The following is an 18429-nucleotide window of genomic DNA, read 5'->3' on the forward strand; positions in this document are numbered from 1 at the left end:
TCCCTCAGCCCTGTGGGAGAAGGGCAGAGTGAGGGCACAGCCCGCAGCGGAGTTTAGCGGCTAAAATGTCTGGAGATGGCGCCCTGTCCTGAAGCCGTCACAACCACCTCCCTGTACCCCGCCACCCGCTGGATCCACCCTTTGCTTTCCAGATAAAGAAGCAGCGCTGCGCCGGCTTCGCCTCCGAGATGAAACCGCCGCTCGCTCCAGTCCAGGCAGGCGCAGCACGCTTTTCGGCGCGAATGAGCGCTTAACGAAACGCCGAGCTTCAGAAACTGCTCCCGACCATACGGCGTGAGCGCTGAACCGTCTACCTCCAGCCAGCCTGCTGCCTGCATGAAATCGTAGATCTGCACCGCCACCGCGCCCGCCAGATGGTCATAGCAGGTCCGCGCCTCCCGCATGGCTTTCGGCGCGGTAGTTTCCGGCGGGGTAATGCGGCTCCACGAAAGCCCCATCATCTGTTCCACCAGCGCCGCCACGTCGTGCCCGGCAAGACGATAATAACGATGCCGCCCTTGCGACAGGCAGGTAATTAACTGCCCTTCAACCAGCCGGGCGAGATGCCCGCTGGCGGTCGACGGCGCAACGTCTGCCGCCGCACTCAGTTCGGTGGCCGTCCACGCTCGCCCGTCCATTAGTGCACAGAGCATTTTCACGCGCGACGGATCGGCCATTGCAGCCGCTACAGCGGCAATGGCCTTTTCCAGCATCGCGCTGTTATCAGAGGGTAAGCTCGTCTTTAACATTCGTCGCCCAGGGTGTGGTGATCTCAGCGGCCAGCTTATCATCATCCGTCAGCAGAATAAGGTGATTCGCGTGGTCGCTGTACTGAGTCAGGATAGACAAGCCCTTTGCGGCCAGCGCCGCCGCTATCTCGCCCAGCTCGCCAGGACGCTCCTGCTTAAGCTTTCTGATCACCGGCTTTCGCAGCGCCTGCACGGTAAACCCGGCGTCGAGCAGCACACGGCGGGCTTTTTCCCCGTCCTCCACCAGGAAATGGGCATCCGTACCGAAAACGCCGCCCCCCTCCAGCCCCACGCCGTTGCGGCCTAACAGCTGTCCAAAGCGCGCCAGCTCGCCGGGCCTGTCGCTAAAAATCACGTGAACGTCATACATTCGCGTGCCCTCTCGTTTCAGAGCTGTACTCCCGCACCAGCTGCGCCACGCGAATACGGTAGAAAGAAAAAATCGACTCCCGGCCTTCGGCCTGCGCGGCCTGATGGAAGACATTCTGCTTCCAGCGGCAGACGGCCTCTTCATCCCGCCACCAGGAAAGGGACAGGATTTTGCCGTCGATGCTCAGGCTCTGAAAACGTTCTATATCAATAAAGCCGTCGATGTCCGCCAGCAAAGGCTTGAGTTCAGCGGCAAGCTGCAGATAGCGCGCCTGATGATGAGGCTCCGCTTTGGCTTCAAAAAGGACTGCGATCATGGGTGTCTCTCCGTTGTGAGGGTGTGGAGAGAATGCAGGAGGAAAAACCACAATGCTTCGGTATGGAGCGAAGTGTTTGCCGGATGGCGCTGCGCTTATCCGGCCTACGGGTTCATGTAGGCCCGGTAAGCGTAGCGCCACCGGGCAGGGTTTAACCCACCATCGACTTCGACTCCATAAACGCCCCAATCCCCCACTCGCCTGGATTACGGGCGCTGGTGGCGATGATCCGCGAGAGCGGAATTATTCCAGGTTAGCCTTGTTCAGACCGTAAGCCGCATCCAGCGCGCCCGGCTCCATGCGGGAGGTAATGCCCAGGCGGTTCCAGGCGTTGATCGCTACGATGGCGAAGTTCAGCTCTGAAATCTCGACATCCGAGAAGTGCTCCGCCACGCTGCGGTACAGCGCATCGCTCACGCCATGTACGCCAATCTGGGTCAGCGCTTCGGTGAAGGCCAGCGCCGCTTTTTCACGGGCGCTAAACAGCGGGGACTCGCGCCAGGCCGCCAGATGGTACAGGCGCAGCTCGCGCTCACCGGCGATTTTAGCCTCTTTCGAGTGCATATCCAGACAGAAGGTGCAGCCGTTCAGCTGCGATACGCGAATGTCGATAAGGTGCTTAAGCGCCGGATCAATAGAGGTTTTCGCCACCTCCATGCTCAGGGCAGAAAGCGCGTTGGCAAGTGCAGGTGTGGCTTTGTGGTGGTTTACGCGGGTGCTCATTGTCTTTCCTCTTTTTGTGCCGTTTTTTTCATGCGATAAGGCAAATCTACGCCGTTAATGACATAGTAAAAAGACACAAAAAGCGTGAAATGAGGTAGGACATGAAGCCGGGCTATCATGAGATTTATTCCCGCTATCGCGACAACATCACGCGCGGCGTGCTGAAGCCGGGCGATAAAGTGCCTGCCATCCGCGTGCTGGCTGAAGAGCTTAAGGTCGCGCGAAAAACCGTTGAAACAGCCTATGCCATTCTGACAGGGGAAGGGTATCTGGTAAGCCAGGGCGCGCGCGGGACGCGGGTGAACCCGGATCTTCTGCTGCCCGCGCAACACGCCCCCGCAGAACAAGCGACCGGCACGCTGCCGGCGTCGTTGATTAGCCAGCGCGAACGGGCCGGTTTTCTGCGCCCCGGCATTCCGGCGCTCGACAGCTTCCCCTATAAAAAATGGCTGCTGCTGGCGGGCCAGGCGACGCGCGCCATGCGTCAGGATGAAATGCTCAACCCGCCGGTGCTGGGCTGGTATCCGCTGCGCGAGGCGATTGCCCGCTATCTCAATATCTCGCGCGGGTTATCATGCACCGCCGAACAGGTACTGATCACCAGCGGCTACAGCGGCAGCCTGCGCCTGATCCTTGACACGCTTGCCAGCCGCAGCGACAAGGTGGTGTTTGAGGATCCGGGCTATTTTATGGGCCAGCAGCTGCTCAAGCGGATCGTGCCCCGCCTGCACACCGTGCCGGTTGATCGCTGCGGCATCAATACGGACTACCTGCTCCGTCATCATCGCGACGCGCGTTTTGCCATCGTGACCCCGTCGCATCAGAGCCCGCTGGCGGTGACGCTCTCCCTGCCGCGCAAGCAGCAGCTGCTCGACTGGGCGTCACAAAACGAGGCGTGGATTATCGAAGACGATTACGACGGGGAATTTCACTACACCCGCAAAGTGCTGCCGTCGATGAAAAGCCTCGACCAGCATGACAGGGTGATCTTTATGGGCACCTTCAGCAAAACCATTATGCCTTCACTGCGCATGGGCTACGTGGTGATGCCCGCCAGCACCATCGGGGCCTTTACCGACTGCGCGGACATTACCACCAGCGGCCAGCCGGTGCTGACGCAAAAAATCCTCACCGCATTTCTCAACGAAGGGCATTTTTTTCGTCATCTGAAAAAGATGCGCGCCCTGTATCAGATCCGCCGCGACTGGATGATTGCCGCCCTGCGTGAGGTCTATGGTGACCTGTTCTTCACCGAGCAAAACGACGGTGGAATGCATATTGTCGCGTTCCTCGCAAAGGGAAGCGCTGACCGGGAGATCGCCCGCTGCTGGCAGGAACAGCAACTACAGGTTAATGCGCTGTCGGAGTGGTATCGCGGGTCGGGCAAACGCTACGGGCTGGTGATGGGCTATAACAACGTGCGGTCATATCAGGAGGCGGTTGAGCTGCTGGAAAGGCCGAAACGGCAGACGCTTGCGCTGTTGAGTTGAAAACCGCCGGGTGGCGGCTGCGCCTTACCCGGCCTACGGTCTCCTGTAGGCCCGGTAAGCGTAGCGCCACCGGGCAACCCCATGCTTACACATCATATCGCGATAACCCAACGTCCTTGAGCTGCTCGTCGCTCATCTGGCTCAGAATGCGGCGGGTACGGTTGATGCGATACCAGTTACGCAGCGTTTTCGCTACCCAGACAAACGCGATAAACGGACGTTTTGAACGATTCTCGTAGAATTCCATGATGCTCTCCTCGCTGTGCCAGTGGGGTTATCATCATGGAAAACGGGCAATACAATACAGATTCAAAAACTGCTTTTGTTTACCATACAGATCCGCTAAAACGGTATCTGCATGGCGTTTTACCCACCAGTCTGTACTGGTTTAATAATCTGTATGGTGAAAACAAAGGATACAGCATGACGCGCTATCAACATCTGGCCAACCTACTGGCAGAACGTATCGAACAAGGGCTGTATCGCAGCGGCGAACGTCTGCCGTCGGTACGCACGCTGAGCCAGGAGCACGGCGTGAGTATCAGCACCATACAGCAGGCCTACCAGATCCTCGAAAATCTCCAGCTGATCACGCCCCAGCCGCGCTCCGGCTATTTTGTCTCGAAACGCAAAGCGCAGCCGCCCGTACCGGCGATGACGCGCCCGGTGCAGCGCCCCGTGGACGTCACCCAGTGGGATGAGGTGATGATGCTGCTGGACGCCCGCGCCGACAAAGAGATGATCTCCTTTGGCGGCGGCTCGCCGGACATCAACCAGCCGAGCCTGAAGCCGCTGTGGCGCGAGATGGGCCGCATTGCGCAGCATAATCCGGGCGAAATGCTGAGCTATGACGTGCTCGATGGTCGTCTGGAGCTGCGCGAGCAGATCGCCCGCCTGATGCTGGACGGCGGCTCCACCGTGGCGGCAAACGAGATTGTGATCACCAACGGCTGCCACGGCGCGCTGTCGATCGCCCTGCTCTCGGTGTGCAAGCCTGGGGACATCGTGGCGGTCGAGTCGCCGTCGTTTCACGGCACCATGCAGATGCTGCGCGGCTTCGACATCAAGGCGATTGAAATACCTACCGATCCCGAGACCGGGATCAGCATCGAGGCGTTAGAGCTGGCGCTGGAGCAGTGGCCGATCAAAGCGGTGATCCTGGTCCCCAACTGCAATAACCCGCTCGGGTTTATCATGCCGGAAGCGCGTAAAAAGCAGGTGCTGGCGCTCGCCCAGCGGCACGATATTGTGATTGTGGAGGATGATATCTACGGCGAGCTGGCCGCAGAGTACCCGCGCCCGCGCACCATTCACTCGATGGACATTGATGGCCGCGTGATCCTCTGCAGCTCCTTTACCAAAACCGTGGCGCCCGGGCTGCGCGTCGGCTGGATTGTGCCGGGGCGCTATTACGACCGGGTGATGCACATGAAATACGCCGCGGGCGGGTTTAACGTGCCGGGCACGCAGATGGCGGTGGCGGCGTTTATTCGCGACGGTCATTACCATCGCCACGTGCGGCGCATGCGCCAGATTTATCAGCAGAATATGGAGACCTACACCTGCTGGGTGCGGCAGTATTTTCCGGCAGAAATATGCGTTACCCGCCCGCAGGGCAGCTTCCTGCTGTGGGTCGAGCTGCCGGAGATGGTCGACATGGTGTGCGTCAGCAAGCAGCTGTGCCGTCTGAAGATCCAGGCTGCGGCCGGGTCGCTGTTTTCTGCCTCCGGGAAGTACCGCAACTGCCTGCGGATCAACGTGGCGCTGCCGCCGACGGATAAACATCGCGAGGCGTTGAAGAAGATGGGTGAGGCGATTGTGATTGCGATGGAGGGGTAGTGCGGCCTGTTGCCCTCACCCCGGCCCTCTCCCACAGGGAGAGGGTGAAAACCGATCCCGTAGGCCCGGTAAGCGCAGCGCCACCGGGCATTGGCTAACGACTCAGAACGTCCACGAAACGCTGCCGACAATGCTGCGCTCTGCACCGAAGTAGCAGTAAGAGAGCGAGTTACACGCCGCAACGTAGCTTTTGTCCGTCAGGTTATTGACGTTCAACTGCGCGCTCACGCCCGTGAGCCCCACTTTCGACAGGTCATACCCCACGACCATATCCACCAGGGTGTATGACGGTAGCGTATGGGTGTTCTGACGATCGCTGGCGATCCCGTTGACATAGCGCACGCCGGAGCCGACGGTCAGGCCGTCCAGCGGACCGCTTTTGACGTCGTAGCTCAGCCAGGCGCTGGCCATGTTACGCGGGGCATAGACGGCGCGCTTGCCCTCCTCTTCCGGGCTGCTCTTCTTGTAGCGAATATCCGTATAGGTGTAGGCCGCCTGCATGCGCAGGCTGTCGGTCAGCTGTCCAATCGCCTCCAGCTCAACGCCTTCGGATTCGATTTCACCGATGGAACGGTACGGATCGGTCGGCTCCTCTTTAGTGGCAATGTTCTTCTGGTTGATGCGGAACACCGAGGCGCTGAACTGGCTGTTCATCCCCTCCGGCTCATACTTCACGCCCGCTTCCCACTGCTTGCCCTTCATCGGATCCAGGATATTCCCCTGCTCGTCGGCAAAGCTGGTCGGCGTAAAGGCGGTGGAGTAACTGACGTACGGCGCGACGCCGTTATCAAACAGATACAGCAGCGCCGCGCGGCTGCTGAAGTTGTTTTTATCCAGATCGCTGCGGGTATGGTTGAAGTTGTCGACGTTCGACACGCTTACCTGGTCGTAACGCCCACCCAGCGTGAGGCGCCAGCGGTCAATAGACATCTGATCCTGCAGGTAGTAGCCGGTCTGGCGCAGCTTATGCTTTTCCCTGCTGTACTGGGTGATGTAGTCCGGCTTCGCGCCATAAGCAGGATGGAAAGCGTCAATCGGCGGGAAGCCGCCGTAGTAGCCGGTGACGTTGTTGGTGCGGTCCTGGTAGTCCATGCCGATCAGCACGCGGTGGTTCACCTCGCCGGTATCGAAGCTGCCGTCGACCTGGTTATCCAGGGTGATGGCGTTCATCTTCTCGTCGGAGCCGGAATAGCCGCGGTTCAGCTCGGTGTCGTTCAGCCAGCCTGCGGCATACACCTGGTTCAGCTCGACTTTGGTGTGCAGGTAGCGCAGCTTCTGGCGCACGGCCCAGCCGCTGTCAAACAGGTGCTCGATGTTATAACCGACCATGTTTTCCCGACGATCGTACTTGTCGTAATCGTCTTCACCTTCAAAAAAGGTGTTGGAGATTTTCTTACCGCTGTGCGGCACGACGGTGCCCTCATACGGCAGGCCGGAGTGGCTGCCGCCTTCCGGATCGCGGTGCAGGTAGGCCATCAGATCCAGACGGGTATTATCGGTGATACGCCAGGTCAGGCTCGGCATCAGCGCGTAACGCTCTTCTTTGAGCGGATCGAACTGGGAATCGGCATAGCGGGTCATCCCGCTGAGGCGCACCGCCACGCGGTCGTTATCATCAACCGGGCCGGTGACGTCGAACATCGCCCCGCGCTGGTTATTGTTACCGGCGAAGAGCTTGATCTCCCCGCCCGGATCGAACGATGGCTTACGGGAGGTGAGCGCCACGATGCCGCCCGGCGATGAGCGACCGTACAGCACGGAGGCCGGGCCGCGCACGACTTCGATACTGTCCAGGAACCACGGATCAACCACCAGCGAGCTGTGGGAATTGGTGTCGCCCATCATCTTCAGTCCGTCGAGGTAGACGTTGTCCAGGCTGCCGTCCGAGAAGCCGCGCAGCACCATGTAGTCGAAGCGGTTTGATGCCCCAATCTGGTTGCTGTAGACCCCCGGCGTGTAGCTCACGGCCTGACGCACGCTGGTTGCGCCCTGCTCTTCGAACTGCTCGCGGGTGACGATAGAGACCGAATGCGGGGTTTCAATATCCGGCGTTTCAAGCTTGGTGGCCGCAGACTGCATCTGCGAGGTCACCACCACGGTGTCAGTTTTTTGGGCATCCTGTGCCAGTAAAGGAAAAGCGACGCTACCGGTAACCCATCCCACCAGCAGTGCCAGACGCGATTTAGCAAACATAACCCTCTCCAGAGATATTTCTTATTGTTAATAAGAATTATTACCTTTTTGAGGGTGCAAACAGCTATGCGCGCCGCCAGGTTATGTATGCGCGATGCTAAACCGCACGGGATACGTTCGCGCGATGGACAAAATTACGTTAGCGGAATTTGCGCACGTCACCCGGTGAAATCCCGTAATGACGACGAAACGCGGTGGCGAAGTTGGTGGCATGCTGATACCCGCACATCCACGCCGCCTGCTGTACGCTGTGGCCTTCCAGCAGATAGCGACGCGCCAGCGCAAGGCGACAGTCGCGGAGATAATCGAAGAGTGTGCAGCCGTAGCGTTGACGGAACTTGCTGCGCAGGCTGCTTGGGCTCATGGCAGCAAGGGCTGCCAGCTGCGCGAGTGTATGGTCACGTTCAGGAGACTGTTCCAGCAGGCACCGGACGCGTTCCAGACGCGCATGCTCAGGGCGGCTCGGACAGGGCAGCTGGCACTGGTTCAGGCCGTGGCCGAGCAGCTGGTACATGAGCCCCTCCAGCAACAGCTTACGCGAGAGCACGCTTCCCCCCTGCCGCTGTGCATGCTGAATGCCTGACATCACAAACTCGGGAACGTGCCAGACAAACGCGGGGGTATTCAGGCTTTGCCATTCCAGCAGCAGCGACTCAAGCAGGGCTTCACGTCCGGCATCGTGCGGGTACACACCAAACGAGAGCGTTTTCAGCGTGCTGTCAGCATCGTGACGCGCGCTCATCACCTGATCTTCACTCAGACGCGAGCTGAACGCCATGCCCGGGCGGACGGGATAATCGATACCATTGAGCGTGAGCGTCACGCACCCTTCCAGCACCACCAGCATATAAAGCGGGCTGCTGTGGCGAGAGGTGGTTTCATAGGGCTGTAATACACGTACGTCGGAATGGGTCAGTGAAATGCCGGACGAGAGCGTCATCTCTTCAACATTCCCCTGCAACACGGGGCTGCCGCTGACCTGCTCATCTTTTAGCTGCGGGAAACGGTAGTCGATGCCGTAGCGCTCGCCGAATATTTGAAAATCCTCAACAAAAAATATGCGCTTCGCTGATGTATTTTCACTCTGGAGCATAATTCGGAGCCTGCATCGGGGAAAGGACAGGCAAAACAGTACCATTCATTTGCCATGGCAGCAATCACCGGGCGCAGACACTATTACGCTCCGGACGAAGCCGGAGCGAAGGCGTATATTTCTTTACGAGAAATATATTTATGCTTCCTGCCACTCAGCAAAAACCTCTTTATGGTTTTTGGTCAGGACAACTTTATTATCTTCGACCTTATCGACCCAGCCGAGAGGAATAAAGTGGTGCTTGCCGCCTGATTCCGGGTCGCTCTTCGCAAGCTTGATACGCTCACCATCAAGATGGTCTACAACCCCGACATGCGTTCCGCAGCTGGCGACAACCTGAGTGTGATCCTTAATTGCGCTTTTATCTACCATATTCATTCTCCTGTTTCGGTTATTTGCCTGTTGCACGAAATTAACTGTAGCGCATAAATTCGGACCTGAAATGCGTATTAGCATTTTGAAACATCATTGACAGAACCGAATATTATGTCTATTTAGCGCCGAATTGAAAAAAATAAGAATGAGATGAATTATTAGCGACTGATTATTTCCCGTTCATAATTAAAGTATCGCAACCAACGAGGAGGTATTTATGACGATTCGCAACAATCGGACAGAAATTTCGCTGGCTCTTGGTGAAGCGGTCTTAGACATCGTGCAAAAAGGCCATGAGGTATCGCGAGAAAATCTCGCCCAGGCGATGAAAATTAAAGCGGAAAAAGAGCGCGACGATGAGCGGCTTCTGAACTACTGGAAGGCCTGTAATATGCTGGTTTAAACGTAGCGGCGTTTAGTCTGACTAAACGCCGCAGTCTGTTACTCGTCGAAGTACCAGTATCCCTGGTTAATCAATCCGGTCAGCTCTTCCACAAACGCCGGATTATTTAGCGCATCGCCCAGCTCGGCCTGGCCGAGCTGGGTGTAGCGGGACAGCGCGTCCGCCCCGTTCACATCCGCCGTCTCCAGCTGTTCGCTGTTGATAAAGAAGCTGCCGTTGACGTTCAGCACGCGCAGCCCGCTCAGGCGTGAAAGCGTTTCGCCCCCTTGCAGCGCGTCGAGCACCTCGTCTGCGGAATACGGCGGCTCGGCGGCGGCAATATCTAGCTCGTGACGCGGCGTGGAGACGAAGCTGCCGAACCATTTTGTAAAATCATCCGGCTTGCTAATCATGTCGATCATCATCTGGCGAATGCGATCGAGCTCGTACTGCTCCACGCGGCCCGGGTGTTCGCGGCAGGTCAGATCCGGATCGCTGTAGTGCTCGCCACCCAGATCGTTTTCCAGCGCGTAATCGGCAAAGCTGCAGATCAGATCGCGACCGTTCGGCCCGCGGAAACCGACAGAGTAGTTGAGCGCGGTTTCATGGGTGAAGCCGTCATGCGGGAATCCAGGCGGAATATAGAGGATATCGCCCGGGGCCAGATCTTCGTCAATGATTGGCTCAAACGGATCGACGTGCAGCAGGGCCGGATGCGGACAGAACTGACGCATCGGCAGCTTGTCACCCACGCGCCAGCGACGGCTGCCCATCCCCTGAATAATAAACACATCGTACTGATCGATATGCGGCCCAACGCCGCCGCCCGGGACGGAGAAGGAGATCATCAGGTCATCGAGACGCCAGTCCGGCAGGACGCGGAACGGACACACCAGCTCTGCGGCGGGCATATGCCAGTGGTTCACCGCCTGCGCCAGCAGAGACCAGCCGGTTTCACCGAGGTTATCGAAATGCTCAAACGGGCCATTGCTCGCCTGCCACTTGCCGTTAGCATGGCTTACCAGGCGGCTATCGACTTCCGGCTCCATCGCCAGACCCGCCAGTTCATCAGGGGTAATGGGGTCGACAAAATTCGGGAAGGCATTTTTCAGCACAACGGGTTGTTTTTGCCAGTATTTCTCAAGAAATTCCGGCCAGTCGAGGTTCAGTTGATACGCCATGGTTAGCACCAGTGAGAGGGGAGACAGGCGCGATTATAGAAGAGACAGCCAGGGGGGAACTTGTCATGGGTCAATCGAGCGCGCGTAGGTCGGGTAAGGCGAAGCCGTCACCCGACGCACGCGCGGGCTAAAACTTAATCCAGGTTCAGCTCGTCATAATGGGTGATCAGTTTGCCCACGATGCCGTAGTCCAGCGCTTCCGCCGGTGACATCCAGAAGTTACGGTCGGTGTCCTTCTTCACTTTCTCCAGCGGCTGGCCGGTGGCGTCAGCAATCAGTTTGTTTACGCGTTCCAGCATGCGGATAATCTCGCGCGCTTCGATTTCGATATCCGTTGCCTGACCGCGCACGCCGCCCAGCGGCTGGTGGATCATAAAGCGGGTATTCGGCAGCGAGTAGCGGTGCTCTTTTTTCGCCGCCAGGAAGATGGTGATCCCGGCGCTTGCCACCCAGCCGGTGCCAATGACGTGCACTTCCGGTCGGATAAACTTAATGAAGTCGTGGATGGTGTCGCCCGCTTCCACGTGGCCGCCCTGGCTGTTGATGTACAGCTTGATCGGATCGTTGCTGACGCTTTGCAGCAGGATCATCTGAGTGATGACTTTCTGGGCCAGCTCCTGGTTGATCTCACCGGAGATGACAATCGAACGGGATTCCAGCAGTTTTTGCTGTAGAGCGCCCGCGCCGCTTGTTCCTTCCGCTTTTTCTTTATCGTCACTGCTTTTCAGTGTGTAGTGCATCGTTATGTCCTCAGCTTGTCGCGCTCAAAATCAGAGTGTAGCCTGTTTTACCTGTCAAAGTCCTCACGCGCGCACAATGCGAACATCCAGTGCGGCAAAGGTATCGATAAGGTCCCTCTCCATAGTCTCATCCACCACCAGCACGTCAACGTCGCGGCTCTTTGCCACCACGTAGCGCGCCACGCCGGGGAGCTTCTCCGGGGTCAGCGCGACAATGGTCTCGCTACTCTGGGCAATGACCGCTTTTTTGAACTCGCAGTCGGCATAATCAAAGCCGGTCAGCCCCGTCTCAGGATCCATCGCGCAGCCGCCGATAAACGCCTGATCGAAGATAATCCCCTGGATCTGGCTCACCGCCGTCGCGCCAATCGCCCCGCCGGATGCCCGCTGGATCTGTCCGCCGATCATAATCACCTCGCACAGCGGATGGTGCAGCAGCGCCGCCGCAATGACCGGCGAATTGGTCACCACCGTGATGCTTAACTCCGCAGGCAACGCTTTCGCCAGCGCCAGATTCGTCGTGCCGGTATCGATAAAAATGCAGCCGCCAGCGCTAACGAGCGTTGCCGCTTTCTGCGCGATTGTGTCTTTTGTTGCACTGTTCGTCCGCTCGCGGCTGACAAAGCTTCCCGCCTCCGGCAGCTGAAGCACCGCCCCGCCGTAGACCTTTTTACAGATGCCCTCTTTGCTCAGCTCATGTAAATCACGGCGTATGGTGTGCTCTGAAACCCCCATCTGGATCGCCAGCTCTGCGCAAACCACTCTTCCACTATCGGTCAGGATCTGACGGATCCGAGCTTGTCGTTGATCCGGAAAAGCAGCATAATCGAGCATGAAGCATCCTTTAAATAAACCTAATCGCGTATCAGTACGCATAATGTTGCACAACCGCGCAGGACAAACAACGAGGGTTATGATGAATATTGCACACGTCGCGCTTTGGACGCGCAGCCTGGACGCCCAGGTCAGGTTCTGGGAAACGATTTTTGGCGGGCGGAGCAACGAGCGCTACCTCAGTAAAAACCGCCAGGGATTTGCCTCGCATTTCATTACGCTGGACAACGGGCCGACCATTGAGCTGATGACCGTCCCCGACATGCCCGACGCTCCCGCTTACCCAGAGTTTATCGGCTGGGCGCATATCGCCATTGATGTTGGCAGTAAAGCAAAGGTAGACAGCATGGCGGAGCAGGCTCGCTCGGGCGGTACGTTGCTCAGCGCCCCGCGTATGACGGGAGACGGGTTTTATGAAGCCGTGATTGCCGATCCGGACGGAAACCGGATCGAGCTTGTGGGTGAGTCTACCGGTTAAGCGTTCGTCACCGTTCTGTGCGGCGCAGGAAGGGAACCGCCCTCAATATTTATCACACATTTTGGGGGCTGGAAATTAAGGCTTATCACGTCTTATGATGCCCCTTTACAAAAGGGGGCGTCAGGATGAAGGCCGATTTTTTAAAAATCATTAACCGTAAATTTTTCATTGCCATTATAACCTCGTCCACCTTCGTGACAGGGTGTACCTTTAGCGTTATATGGTTCTATCTCGCTAACATTGACCGGCTGGATATTCTTTATGATGCGCTGAGCGTGACGAGCGCCATCGGCATCATATTTGGTTTCACTCTGCTTTCCCTGTTCGGCTTCAGTATCGTTATATTTATTTCGTCTTTCTTACTGTATTTAATCTACTTATCGAATGAACAATCGCTTAAGCATTATGAAGGCTTACCCTCACGTCTCGCAAATGTGAGTCTGGTAAACAGCATCATGATTTGCATCGTGTTTATCTCCAGCATGAGTCTTTATTATTTTCGCAACTGGAATGGACTTGCCGTTACAGTAACGGCGATCGGTTTGCTTCTGTTGACAACCTGGAGTATGTCGAGATGGCAGATTTTCACCCGTGCGTATGTTGAAATTGATAATACGCTGGAAAAGAAGTACCTCGAAACATGGCCGATTAAGTTCGGGTTACCTGCTCTATTGCTCATTCCTGCGTGCGTTCAGGTCCTCCCGCTTCTGTTCGTGACCAGCCAGCTTGATTTTAACAGTGAAACGAGCATGCTCGCACAGTTAGCCATTTTTACCGGGCTGTCGGTGGTCCTGGCCGTGGTCGGCATTTTCCCGGGGATGATCCTCGTAAGTGAACAGAAAAACATCATCCAGATGATAACGACAATAGTGATTGTCATTCCGGCCCTGGTGTTCCTGATGACGATTTTCTTTAGACCCACGCCGAACTTGCTTATCAACATGACCCTCAATCTTTCTGGCATCAGTGACTGGCGGACTCACCAGTATTACATCGAGACGCAGACGCATCCCCACGCCATGTTTGACGGAGCAACGTGGAACACCCGTTACTATAAAGAAATCCCGTCACGATTTTTTATCACTGGGGTAAATATCTTTGCACTGGGTAATATACAGCTCATATGCCCTGGCCAGATTAACGCCGCGAGAGCGGCAAGCCTGAAAACAACGGCGGATGATTTCGAAGCTTACGATCTCCGCAGTAAAGCGCTGAAGCGCACAGCCATGAAATGTATTCCATTCAAAAAAGAGCAGATCCATCAATGGGATTCACCGATTTCCGACCCTGTATTTTATCAAAAAGTAAAATCGACAGGCAGTAACGGCATTCTGGATCTCCTCAAGGAGATTAAACCGCCGCACGCATCGTAATGTCAGAGGCCAGACACCTGCCCGGCAGGTGTCTGGCAGCGCTAATTTACCGGCACAGGACGAACGCTACGCTCTTCGCTACCCCGCGCCCCTTCCCTACTCAACCTGCGCTCCGCCAGCAACCGACAAACCTCCGCATGCTTCTCCTCGGTAAAGGTAAAGCGCGACATAAAGCCCATGCGGATCAGCGACCCAATCGCCGGCAGCAGGCAAATCCCGAAGAACAGCCCCGACAGCACGCCTTCGCTCTGGATTTGCGCCTGCGGCACGTAGCCGATCATCGTCAGAAACACGCCGATTAACCCGCCACCCACCGCCACCGACATCTTGCCGGTAAAGGTCTGCCCGGAGAAGGTGATCGCCGCGCAGCGCTTGTTAGTGTGGTACTCCGCGTACTCGATGGTGTCGGCAATCATCGACGAGGTGAGGATGTTGGTCATCATCACGAACAGCGTGCTCAGGCCGAGGAGAATAAACAGCATCGTCACCTGTTGATACCCGACAAACCACATCACCACGCGCACCGCCACGTCCAGCCCGCAGAGGATCATAAACAGCTTCCGCTTCTGCATCCGGCGCGTCAGCATCGGGGCGACCAGGCACAGCACCGCCGCCACAATGCCCATCACGCCAATCGCCATCTGCAGGCTGCCGTCGCCCAGGTTGTTGATAAAGAAGTAGATATACAGCCCGCCCGCAACGTTGTGGAACACGCAAAAAAAGAACGACAGCAGGACGATAAACAGCGGCTTGTTCTGGCGCAGGTTGTGGAAGGTGTCGCGAATGGTCACTTTTTCCGGGCTCGGCGGCACACGCTCTTTGATCTGCATAAAGCCGTTGAGCATCAGCGGCAGGCCCACCAGCATCATCACCAGCGCCGCCATAAAGTAGCCTTTATCGTTGCTGTACTGGGCGAAGAACGCCGCCAGCTTCGGGAAGAAGATATTGGCGCAGGCAATCCCGGCGTTCACCCCGAGCATCGCCGCCGTCACCGCGCGGGTGCGCTGGGCGGAGTCGTTGGTCATCACCGACGACATCGACCAGAACGGGATATCGGAGATGGCGTACAGCGTCCCCCACAGGATATACGTCACCCCGGCGTAGAGGATTTTGGTGGTCATGTCCGCTTCGATTTTATAGAACGACAGCAGCGTGACGCCGGTGATCAGCAAAGGCGCGATCAGCAAAAAGTGGCGAAACTTGCCGAACCGGCTGTTAATCGTGTCCATTATGCTGGCAAACAGCGGATCGTGAACCGCGTCCCACGCGCGGGCAATCAGGAAGATGGTGCTCGCCGCCAGCGCCGAGATCCCCAACACGTCGGTGTAAAAATAGTTAATAAACGAACCCACTAAACCAAAACTAAAACACTGACCTAAACCATAGCCAAAATAAGACCACAACTCGCGAGACGGTATTTTCATTGTCGTTGCCATAGTGCGTACCTGGTTGCCCGGCGACAGCGCGCCGGGTCGTTATTATTAGCCCTGCGGATTCGGGGCGATTTTGCGCAGCTTCTGCATCAGCGCAATTTCAGCGCGTGAGAACGGAATGCCGTTCTCCTCAAACACGTCGTGGAACCAGAGGCGACAGTAGTCCGTGGACTCCTTCATCACCACCGGCCACGGCAGCCACGTCTGGGTTTTGCCGCGCACCAGCCCCCACTGATACGGCGCAACCTTCGCCATGTACATCAGCGGAAGCTGCTCTTCAATCGTGCTGCCCACGTGGCGCGCCAGCCATTCGGTGCAGAACAGCGGGCGACCGAGCGCTTGCAGCTGCTGAATCATCGCCGTCATGCGCCCCGTGTGGGTGTAGGCGTGGAAGCTCACCACGTCCGAGAGCGCCAGCGCGGTCTGGTCCAGCGGGTGCTGGAAGAACGTCTCGCCCTCCTCTTCCGGCGGGACGCGCCACGCGCAGACGGTGAGCGGCTGGGTCGGGTCTTCTTCACGCACCCACTGGAACGCCAGCTTCATCAGCGCGTGGGCGCAGGTCTCCAGCTTCGCGTCGTACTGCACCTCCTGCGTGCCCGTCGCGAAAATGCCGCGGTTGCCCGGCTCGTTATACAGATCCCACAGCAGCACGCGCCTGTCGTCGCAGAACTGGCGGACAACGTCGCGGATATAGCGTTCAATGTCTGCCCAGCAGTCCGGATCGCACACCTTATCGCGACCGGGGCTCGCCGCCGCCTGGCTGTTGTGCTTGCCCGGCACCGGCGGCTTTTGCGGGCCGAGGTACGGCTCGTCACCGGAGAAGCCGCAGTCGTCCATCAGGGTCAGCATGGTGCTGAACCCGTGACCGTCGGCAATCGTCAAAAAGCGGTCGATGCGCGCCATCAGCCCGTCGCGGTCATGCTCCCAGACGATAAACGGCAGGTTGATGCGCAGGGTGTTATAGCCCGCCTCAGCCGCCCAGCCCAGCTCGCGGTCAATGGTTGCGGCATCGAAGGTCTCTGCCTGCCAGATATCGGTCCAGTTCACCGCCGTCGACGGCAAATAGTTAAACCCGCACAGCCAGCCCTTCTGCTGATACCACGCCTGTGCCTGCTCCCTGCTCCACTGCTCTTTCATTACGCATCCTCTTACTGATAATGTTTAGCTAATAAATATTAGCTGCGGGATAAATGCGCAAATTACGGCGTTTAGAAAAGCGATGCCCCTCACAAAGTTCACGCTTCGATGAATGAGAAACGTGATCGACGGCGCTAAAGCGTGCGGTTAGGGTATGATGCGAAGTCGCGAAAGGGAGAGGACGGATGAAGCGAAAAACAAAAGTGACGATGAACGATATTGCGCGGGCGGCAGGGGTGTCGCAGGCGACGGTATCGCTGGTGCTTAACCAGTCCCGCAACATCAAGCTCAGCGACGACACCCGCCAGCGGGTGATTAGCGTCGCCACCGAGCTCGGCTACGACCGCCTCCCCACCGTTCACGCCCCGCGCAACCAGGAAGAGATCGCCCTGCTGGTCAGCTCGCTGCAGAGCTTTGACCCGTTTATCGACGCCATCAGCCAGGCGCGGGAAGCGGCGTGGCGCAACGAGACCCTGCTCACCGTCTACGACTACGGCGACGACGTGGAGCTGGCGCTGAACATTATCCGCCAGCTTGAGAAGCGCAACTGCATCGGGATTATTCTCGCCTCTCCGGTCACCACGCTGGTGGACATGACGGCGTTTCACGACTGTACCCGCATCCCGCTGGTGCTGCTCAACCAGCGAGACCCCGGCTCGCCGCTGCTGCCGTCGTTTATCCCGGACGACTACGCCAACGCCTTCCAGGTCACTAAACACCTCATCGCCTGCGGGGCCACGCGCATCGCCCACATCACCGGCGAGAGCTGGATGGAGGCCTCCCGCCAGCGTCTGGCGGGCTACCGGGCGGCGCTACATCAGGCCGGACTCGCGTGCGACGACGGCCTGGTGCGCCAGACCAACTGGCAGTTCAGCGAGTCCTTTACCGCCACCACGGCCCTGCTGGAACTGACCGAGCGTCCGGACGCCATCTTCTGTGCCAGCGACTGGCTGGCGATTGGCTGCTACCAGGCGCTGGCGGTGAATGGCGTGCGTATCCCGCAGGACATGCTGCTGGCGGGCTACGACGACCAGAAGATTTCCGAACAGCTCACCCCACCGCTGACCAGTATCCAGCTGCCCTACAGCGAGCTGGGACGGCTGGCGGTGGAGTACCTGTGCAATCAGGAAGATGCCGCCACACACGTGACGCTGGCGGGCAGGCTGAAGGTGCGCGCCTCAAGCCCCGTCTGAAGTAAATACCATGCCCGCATAGGGCTTCTCGCGACACGCCGCCAGCCGCGCGGCGAGGCTGCCCACGTGCAGCTCCAGCTTGTGCCCGTCCGGGTCGAGAAAATAGAACGACGCCCCCTCGCTTTTGTTCTGCTTCCAGACGGTGACGCCCGCCTGCTCAAGCCTTTGCGAGAGCGGTTCAAAATCCGCTTCCGCCACGGTAAACGCGTAGTGGGTGTAGTCGCTCTCCTGCGGTGGCACGTACTGGCGCGCCTCGTCGTAGGACAGGCAGACCCATAGATCGCCGCAGGTGAGATAGGCCCCGGTATTCCAGCGGGCGTGCAGCGCAAGCCCCAGCAGCTCGTGCCAGAAGGTGACGCTTTTTTGCAGGTCGCTGACCGCGAGGGTCAGATGGTTGAGTGATTGCAGCATGACGTGCCCTTTTGTTTTTCGCGCCGGACGTGATACGGTAATGAGATGAACATAAACCACGCCGTGCTCACCGTAAACCGCTGGTGGCTGCCTTCTTAAGGCGGCACGGAGTAGTTTTC

At 57.8% G+C, this 18429-nt stretch carries 20 protein-coding genes; 6 read left to right on the plus strand and 14 right to left on the minus strand.

Annotated features, from left to right (window positions below; genetic code table 11):
- Positions 1-53: 53 nt before the first annotated feature.
- From INF86_RS19305 to INF86_RS19320, 4 genes are all read right to left on the minus strand, one after another.
- On the minus strand, positions 54-749 hold the full coding sequence (locus INF86_RS19305; protein WP_045307861.1) for a helix-turn-helix transcriptional regulator: 696 nt from the start codon (positions 747-749) through the stop codon (positions 54-56).
- A complete protein-coding gene (locus INF86_RS19310) occupies positions 724-1119 on the minus strand; it encodes an amino acid-binding protein (RefSeq protein WP_193543820.1) in 396 nt (131 codons plus the stop codon). The genes INF86_RS19305 and INF86_RS19310 overlap by 26 nt, the downstream gene beginning before the upstream one ends.
- Complete coding sequence (locus INF86_RS19315) at positions 1112-1435, minus strand: antibiotic biosynthesis monooxygenase (RefSeq protein WP_193543821.1); 324 nt, start codon at positions 1433-1435, stop codon at positions 1112-1114. Before INF86_RS19315 ends, INF86_RS19310 begins: the two co-directional genes overlap by 8 nt.
- A gap of 243 nt (positions 1436-1678) precedes the next feature.
- Complete coding sequence (locus INF86_RS19320; RefSeq protein ID WP_022646934.1) at positions 1679-2158, minus strand: carboxymuconolactone decarboxylase family protein; 480 nt, start codon at positions 2156-2158, stop codon at positions 1679-1681.
- 101 nt (positions 2159-2259) lie between these two features.
- Between INF86_RS19320 and INF86_RS19325 the strand changes: the two genes are divergently transcribed.
- A complete protein-coding gene (locus INF86_RS19325) occupies positions 2260-3648 on the plus strand; it encodes a PLP-dependent aminotransferase family protein (protein WP_193543822.1) in 1389 nt (462 codons plus the stop codon).
- A gap of 85 nt (positions 3649-3733) precedes the next feature.
- On the opposite strand, the gene INF86_RS19330 is transcribed toward INF86_RS19325, so the two are convergent.
- Positions 3734-3895, minus strand: coding sequence for a DUF1127 domain-containing protein (locus tag INF86_RS19330; RefSeq protein WP_003863073.1), 162 nt, complete (start codon positions 3893-3895; stop codon positions 3734-3736).
- A 176-nt stretch (positions 3896-4071) separates the two neighbouring features.
- Here INF86_RS19330 and INF86_RS19335 point away from each other — a divergent pair, with 176 nt between their 5' ends.
- Positions 4072-5487, plus strand: coding sequence for a PLP-dependent aminotransferase family protein (locus INF86_RS19335; protein WP_193543823.1), 1416 nt, complete (start codon positions 4072-4074; stop codon positions 5485-5487).
- Positions 5488-5589: 102 nt separating this feature from the next.
- Here INF86_RS19335 and foxA read toward each other — a convergent pair whose 3' ends face one another.
- From foxA to INF86_RS19350, 3 genes are all read right to left on the minus strand, one after another.
- Positions 5590-7698 carry a ferrioxamine B receptor FoxA gene (gene foxA, locus INF86_RS19340; protein ID WP_193543833.1) on the minus strand — a complete coding sequence of 703 codons (2109 nt, stop codon included), beginning with the start codon at positions 7696-7698 and terminating at the stop codon, positions 5590-5592.
- Positions 7699-7819: 121 nt separating this feature from the next.
- Positions 7820-8773 (minus strand): AraC family transcriptional regulator, encoded by a 954-nt coding sequence (locus INF86_RS19345; RefSeq protein WP_063148089.1) that lies wholly within the window; start codon positions 8771-8773, stop codon positions 7820-7822.
- A gap of 138 nt (positions 8774-8911) precedes the next feature.
- The gene (locus tag INF86_RS19350; protein ID WP_003863067.1) at positions 8912-9145 is read right to left on the minus strand and encodes a DUF2171 domain-containing protein; all 234 of its coding nucleotides are present in this window, start codon (positions 9143-9145) and stop codon (positions 8912-8914) included.
- Positions 9146-9365: 220 nt separating this feature from the next.
- On the opposite strand from INF86_RS19350, the gene INF86_RS19355 reads away from it, so the two are divergent.
- Entirely contained in the window at positions 9366-9551 is a 186-nt protein-coding gene (locus tag INF86_RS19355; RefSeq protein WP_010427252.1) for a hypothetical protein, read from the plus strand.
- A 38-nt stretch (positions 9552-9589) separates the two neighbouring features.
- Here INF86_RS19355 and INF86_RS19360 read toward each other — a convergent pair whose 3' ends face one another.
- From INF86_RS19360 to INF86_RS19370, 3 genes are all read right to left on the minus strand, one after another.
- Complete coding sequence (locus INF86_RS19360) at positions 9590-10711, minus strand: cupin domain-containing protein (RefSeq protein ID WP_193543824.1); 1122 nt, start codon at positions 10709-10711, stop codon at positions 9590-9592.
- Between the two features lie 134 nt (positions 10712-10845).
- A complete protein-coding gene (locus INF86_RS19365) occupies positions 10846-11451 on the minus strand; it encodes an ATP-dependent Clp protease proteolytic subunit (protein ID WP_022646928.1) in 606 nt (201 codons plus the stop codon).
- Between the two features lie 63 nt (positions 11452-11514).
- On the minus strand, positions 11515-12285 hold the full coding sequence (locus INF86_RS19370) for a DeoR/GlpR family DNA-binding transcription regulator (protein WP_154051871.1): 771 nt from the start codon (positions 12283-12285) through the stop codon (positions 11515-11517).
- An 82-nt stretch (positions 12286-12367) separates the two neighbouring features.
- Between INF86_RS19370 and INF86_RS19375 the strand changes: the two genes are divergently transcribed.
- Entirely contained in the window at positions 12368-12763 is a 396-nt protein-coding gene (locus INF86_RS19375; protein WP_063148087.1) for a VOC family protein, read from the plus strand.
- 125 nt (positions 12764-12888) lie between these two features.
- A complete protein-coding gene (locus INF86_RS22545; RefSeq protein ID WP_063148086.1) occupies positions 12889-14136 on the plus strand; it encodes a hypothetical protein in 1248 nt (415 codons plus the stop codon).
- A 41-nt stretch (positions 14137-14177) separates the two neighbouring features.
- Here the strand turns inward: INF86_RS22545 and INF86_RS19385 are convergent, their stop codons facing one another.
- Positions 14178-15572: an MFS transporter gene (locus INF86_RS19385; RefSeq protein WP_193543825.1), complete on the minus strand. Its 1395-nt coding sequence runs from the start codon at positions 15570-15572 to the stop codon at positions 14178-14180.
- 45 nt (positions 15573-15617) lie between these two features.
- Complete coding sequence (locus INF86_RS19390) at positions 15618-16706, minus strand: cellulase family glycosylhydrolase (protein WP_193543826.1); 1089 nt, start codon at positions 16704-16706, stop codon at positions 15618-15620.
- A 185-nt stretch (positions 16707-16891) separates the two neighbouring features.
- On the opposite strand from INF86_RS19390, the gene INF86_RS19395 reads away from it, so the two are divergent.
- On the plus strand, positions 16892-17899 hold the full coding sequence (locus INF86_RS19395) for a LacI family DNA-binding transcriptional regulator (protein WP_032625319.1): 1008 nt from the start codon (positions 16892-16894) through the stop codon (positions 17897-17899).
- Here the strand turns inward: INF86_RS19395 and fosA are convergent.
- On the minus strand, positions 17885-18310 hold the full coding sequence (fosA, locus tag INF86_RS19400) for a FosA/FosA2 family fosfomycin resistance glutathione transferase (RefSeq protein ID WP_032625316.1): 426 nt from the start codon (positions 18308-18310) through the stop codon (positions 17885-17887). The genes INF86_RS19395 and fosA overlap by 15 nt on opposite strands.
- Positions 18311-18429: the final 119 nt, after the last annotated feature.

This window comes from Enterobacter cloacae complex sp. I1M (genome assembly GCF_014982425.1).
Classification (GTDB): domain Bacteria; phylum Pseudomonadota; class Gammaproteobacteria; order Enterobacterales; family Enterobacteriaceae; genus Enterobacter; species Enterobacter intestinihominis.

Excerpts from the sequence above, each read along its gene's own strand:
- INF86_RS19330 (WP_003863073.1), bottom strand. The coding sequence starts at position 3,895 with ATGGAATTCTACGAGAATCGTTCAAAACGTCCGTTTATCGCGTTTGTC.
- fosA (WP_032625316.1), bottom strand. The coding sequence starts at position 18,310 with ATGCTGCAATCACTCAACCATCTGACCCTCGCGGTCAGCGACCTGCAA.
- INF86_RS19325 (WP_193543822.1), top strand. The coding sequence starts at position 2,260 with ATGAAGCCGGGCTATCATGAGATTTATTCCCGCTATCGCGACAACATC.
- INF86_RS19310 (WP_193543820.1), bottom strand. The coding sequence starts at position 1,119 with ATGTATGACGTTCACGTGATTTTTAGCGACAGGCCCGGCGAGCTGGCG.
- INF86_RS19375 (WP_063148087.1), top strand. The coding sequence starts at position 12,368 with ATGAATATTGCACACGTCGCGCTTTGGACGCGCAGCCTGGACGCCCAG.
- INF86_RS19350 (WP_003863067.1), bottom strand. The coding sequence starts at position 9,145 with ATGGTAGATAAAAGCGCAATTAAGGATCACACTCAGGTTGTCGCCAGC.
- INF86_RS22545 (WP_063148086.1), top strand. The coding sequence starts at position 12,889 with ATGAAGGCCGATTTTTTAAAAATCATTAACCGTAAATTTTTCATTGCC.
- INF86_RS19355 (WP_010427252.1), top strand. The coding sequence starts at position 9,366 with ATGACGATTCGCAACAATCGGACAGAAATTTCGCTGGCTCTTGGTGAA.
- INF86_RS19390 (WP_193543826.1), bottom strand. The coding sequence starts at position 16,706 with ATGAAAGAGCAGTGGAGCAGGGAGCAGGCACAGGCGTGGTATCAGCAG.
- INF86_RS19315 (WP_193543821.1), bottom strand. The coding sequence starts at position 1,435 with ATGATCGCAGTCCTTTTTGAAGCCAAAGCGGAGCCTCATCATCAGGCG.
- INF86_RS19370 (WP_154051871.1), bottom strand. The coding sequence starts at position 12,285 with ATGCTCGATTATGCTGCTTTTCCGGATCAACGACAAGCTCGGATCCGT.
- INF86_RS19320 (WP_022646934.1), bottom strand. The coding sequence starts at position 2,158 with ATGAGCACCCGCGTAAACCACCACAAAGCCACACCTGCACTTGCCAAC.
- INF86_RS19365 (WP_022646928.1), bottom strand. The coding sequence starts at position 11,451 with ATGCACTACACACTGAAAAGCAGTGACGATAAAGAAAAAGCGGAAGGA.
- INF86_RS19335 (WP_193543823.1), top strand. The coding sequence starts at position 4,072 with ATGACGCGCTATCAACATCTGGCCAACCTACTGGCAGAACGTATCGAA.
- INF86_RS19395 (WP_032625319.1), top strand. The coding sequence starts at position 16,892 with ATGAAGCGAAAAACAAAAGTGACGATGAACGATATTGCGCGGGCGGCA.
- INF86_RS19360 (WP_193543824.1), bottom strand. The coding sequence starts at position 10,711 with ATGGCGTATCAACTGAACCTCGACTGGCCGGAATTTCTTGAGAAATAC.
- INF86_RS19305 (WP_045307861.1), bottom strand. The coding sequence starts at position 749 with ATGTTAAAGACGAGCTTACCCTCTGATAACAGCGCGATGCTGGAAAAG.
- INF86_RS19385 (WP_193543825.1), bottom strand. The coding sequence starts at position 15,572 with ATGGCAACGACAATGAAAATACCGTCTCGCGAGTTGTGGTCTTATTTT.
- INF86_RS19345 (WP_063148089.1), bottom strand. The coding sequence starts at position 8,773 with ATGCTCCAGAGTGAAAATACATCAGCGAAGCGCATATTTTTTGTTGAG.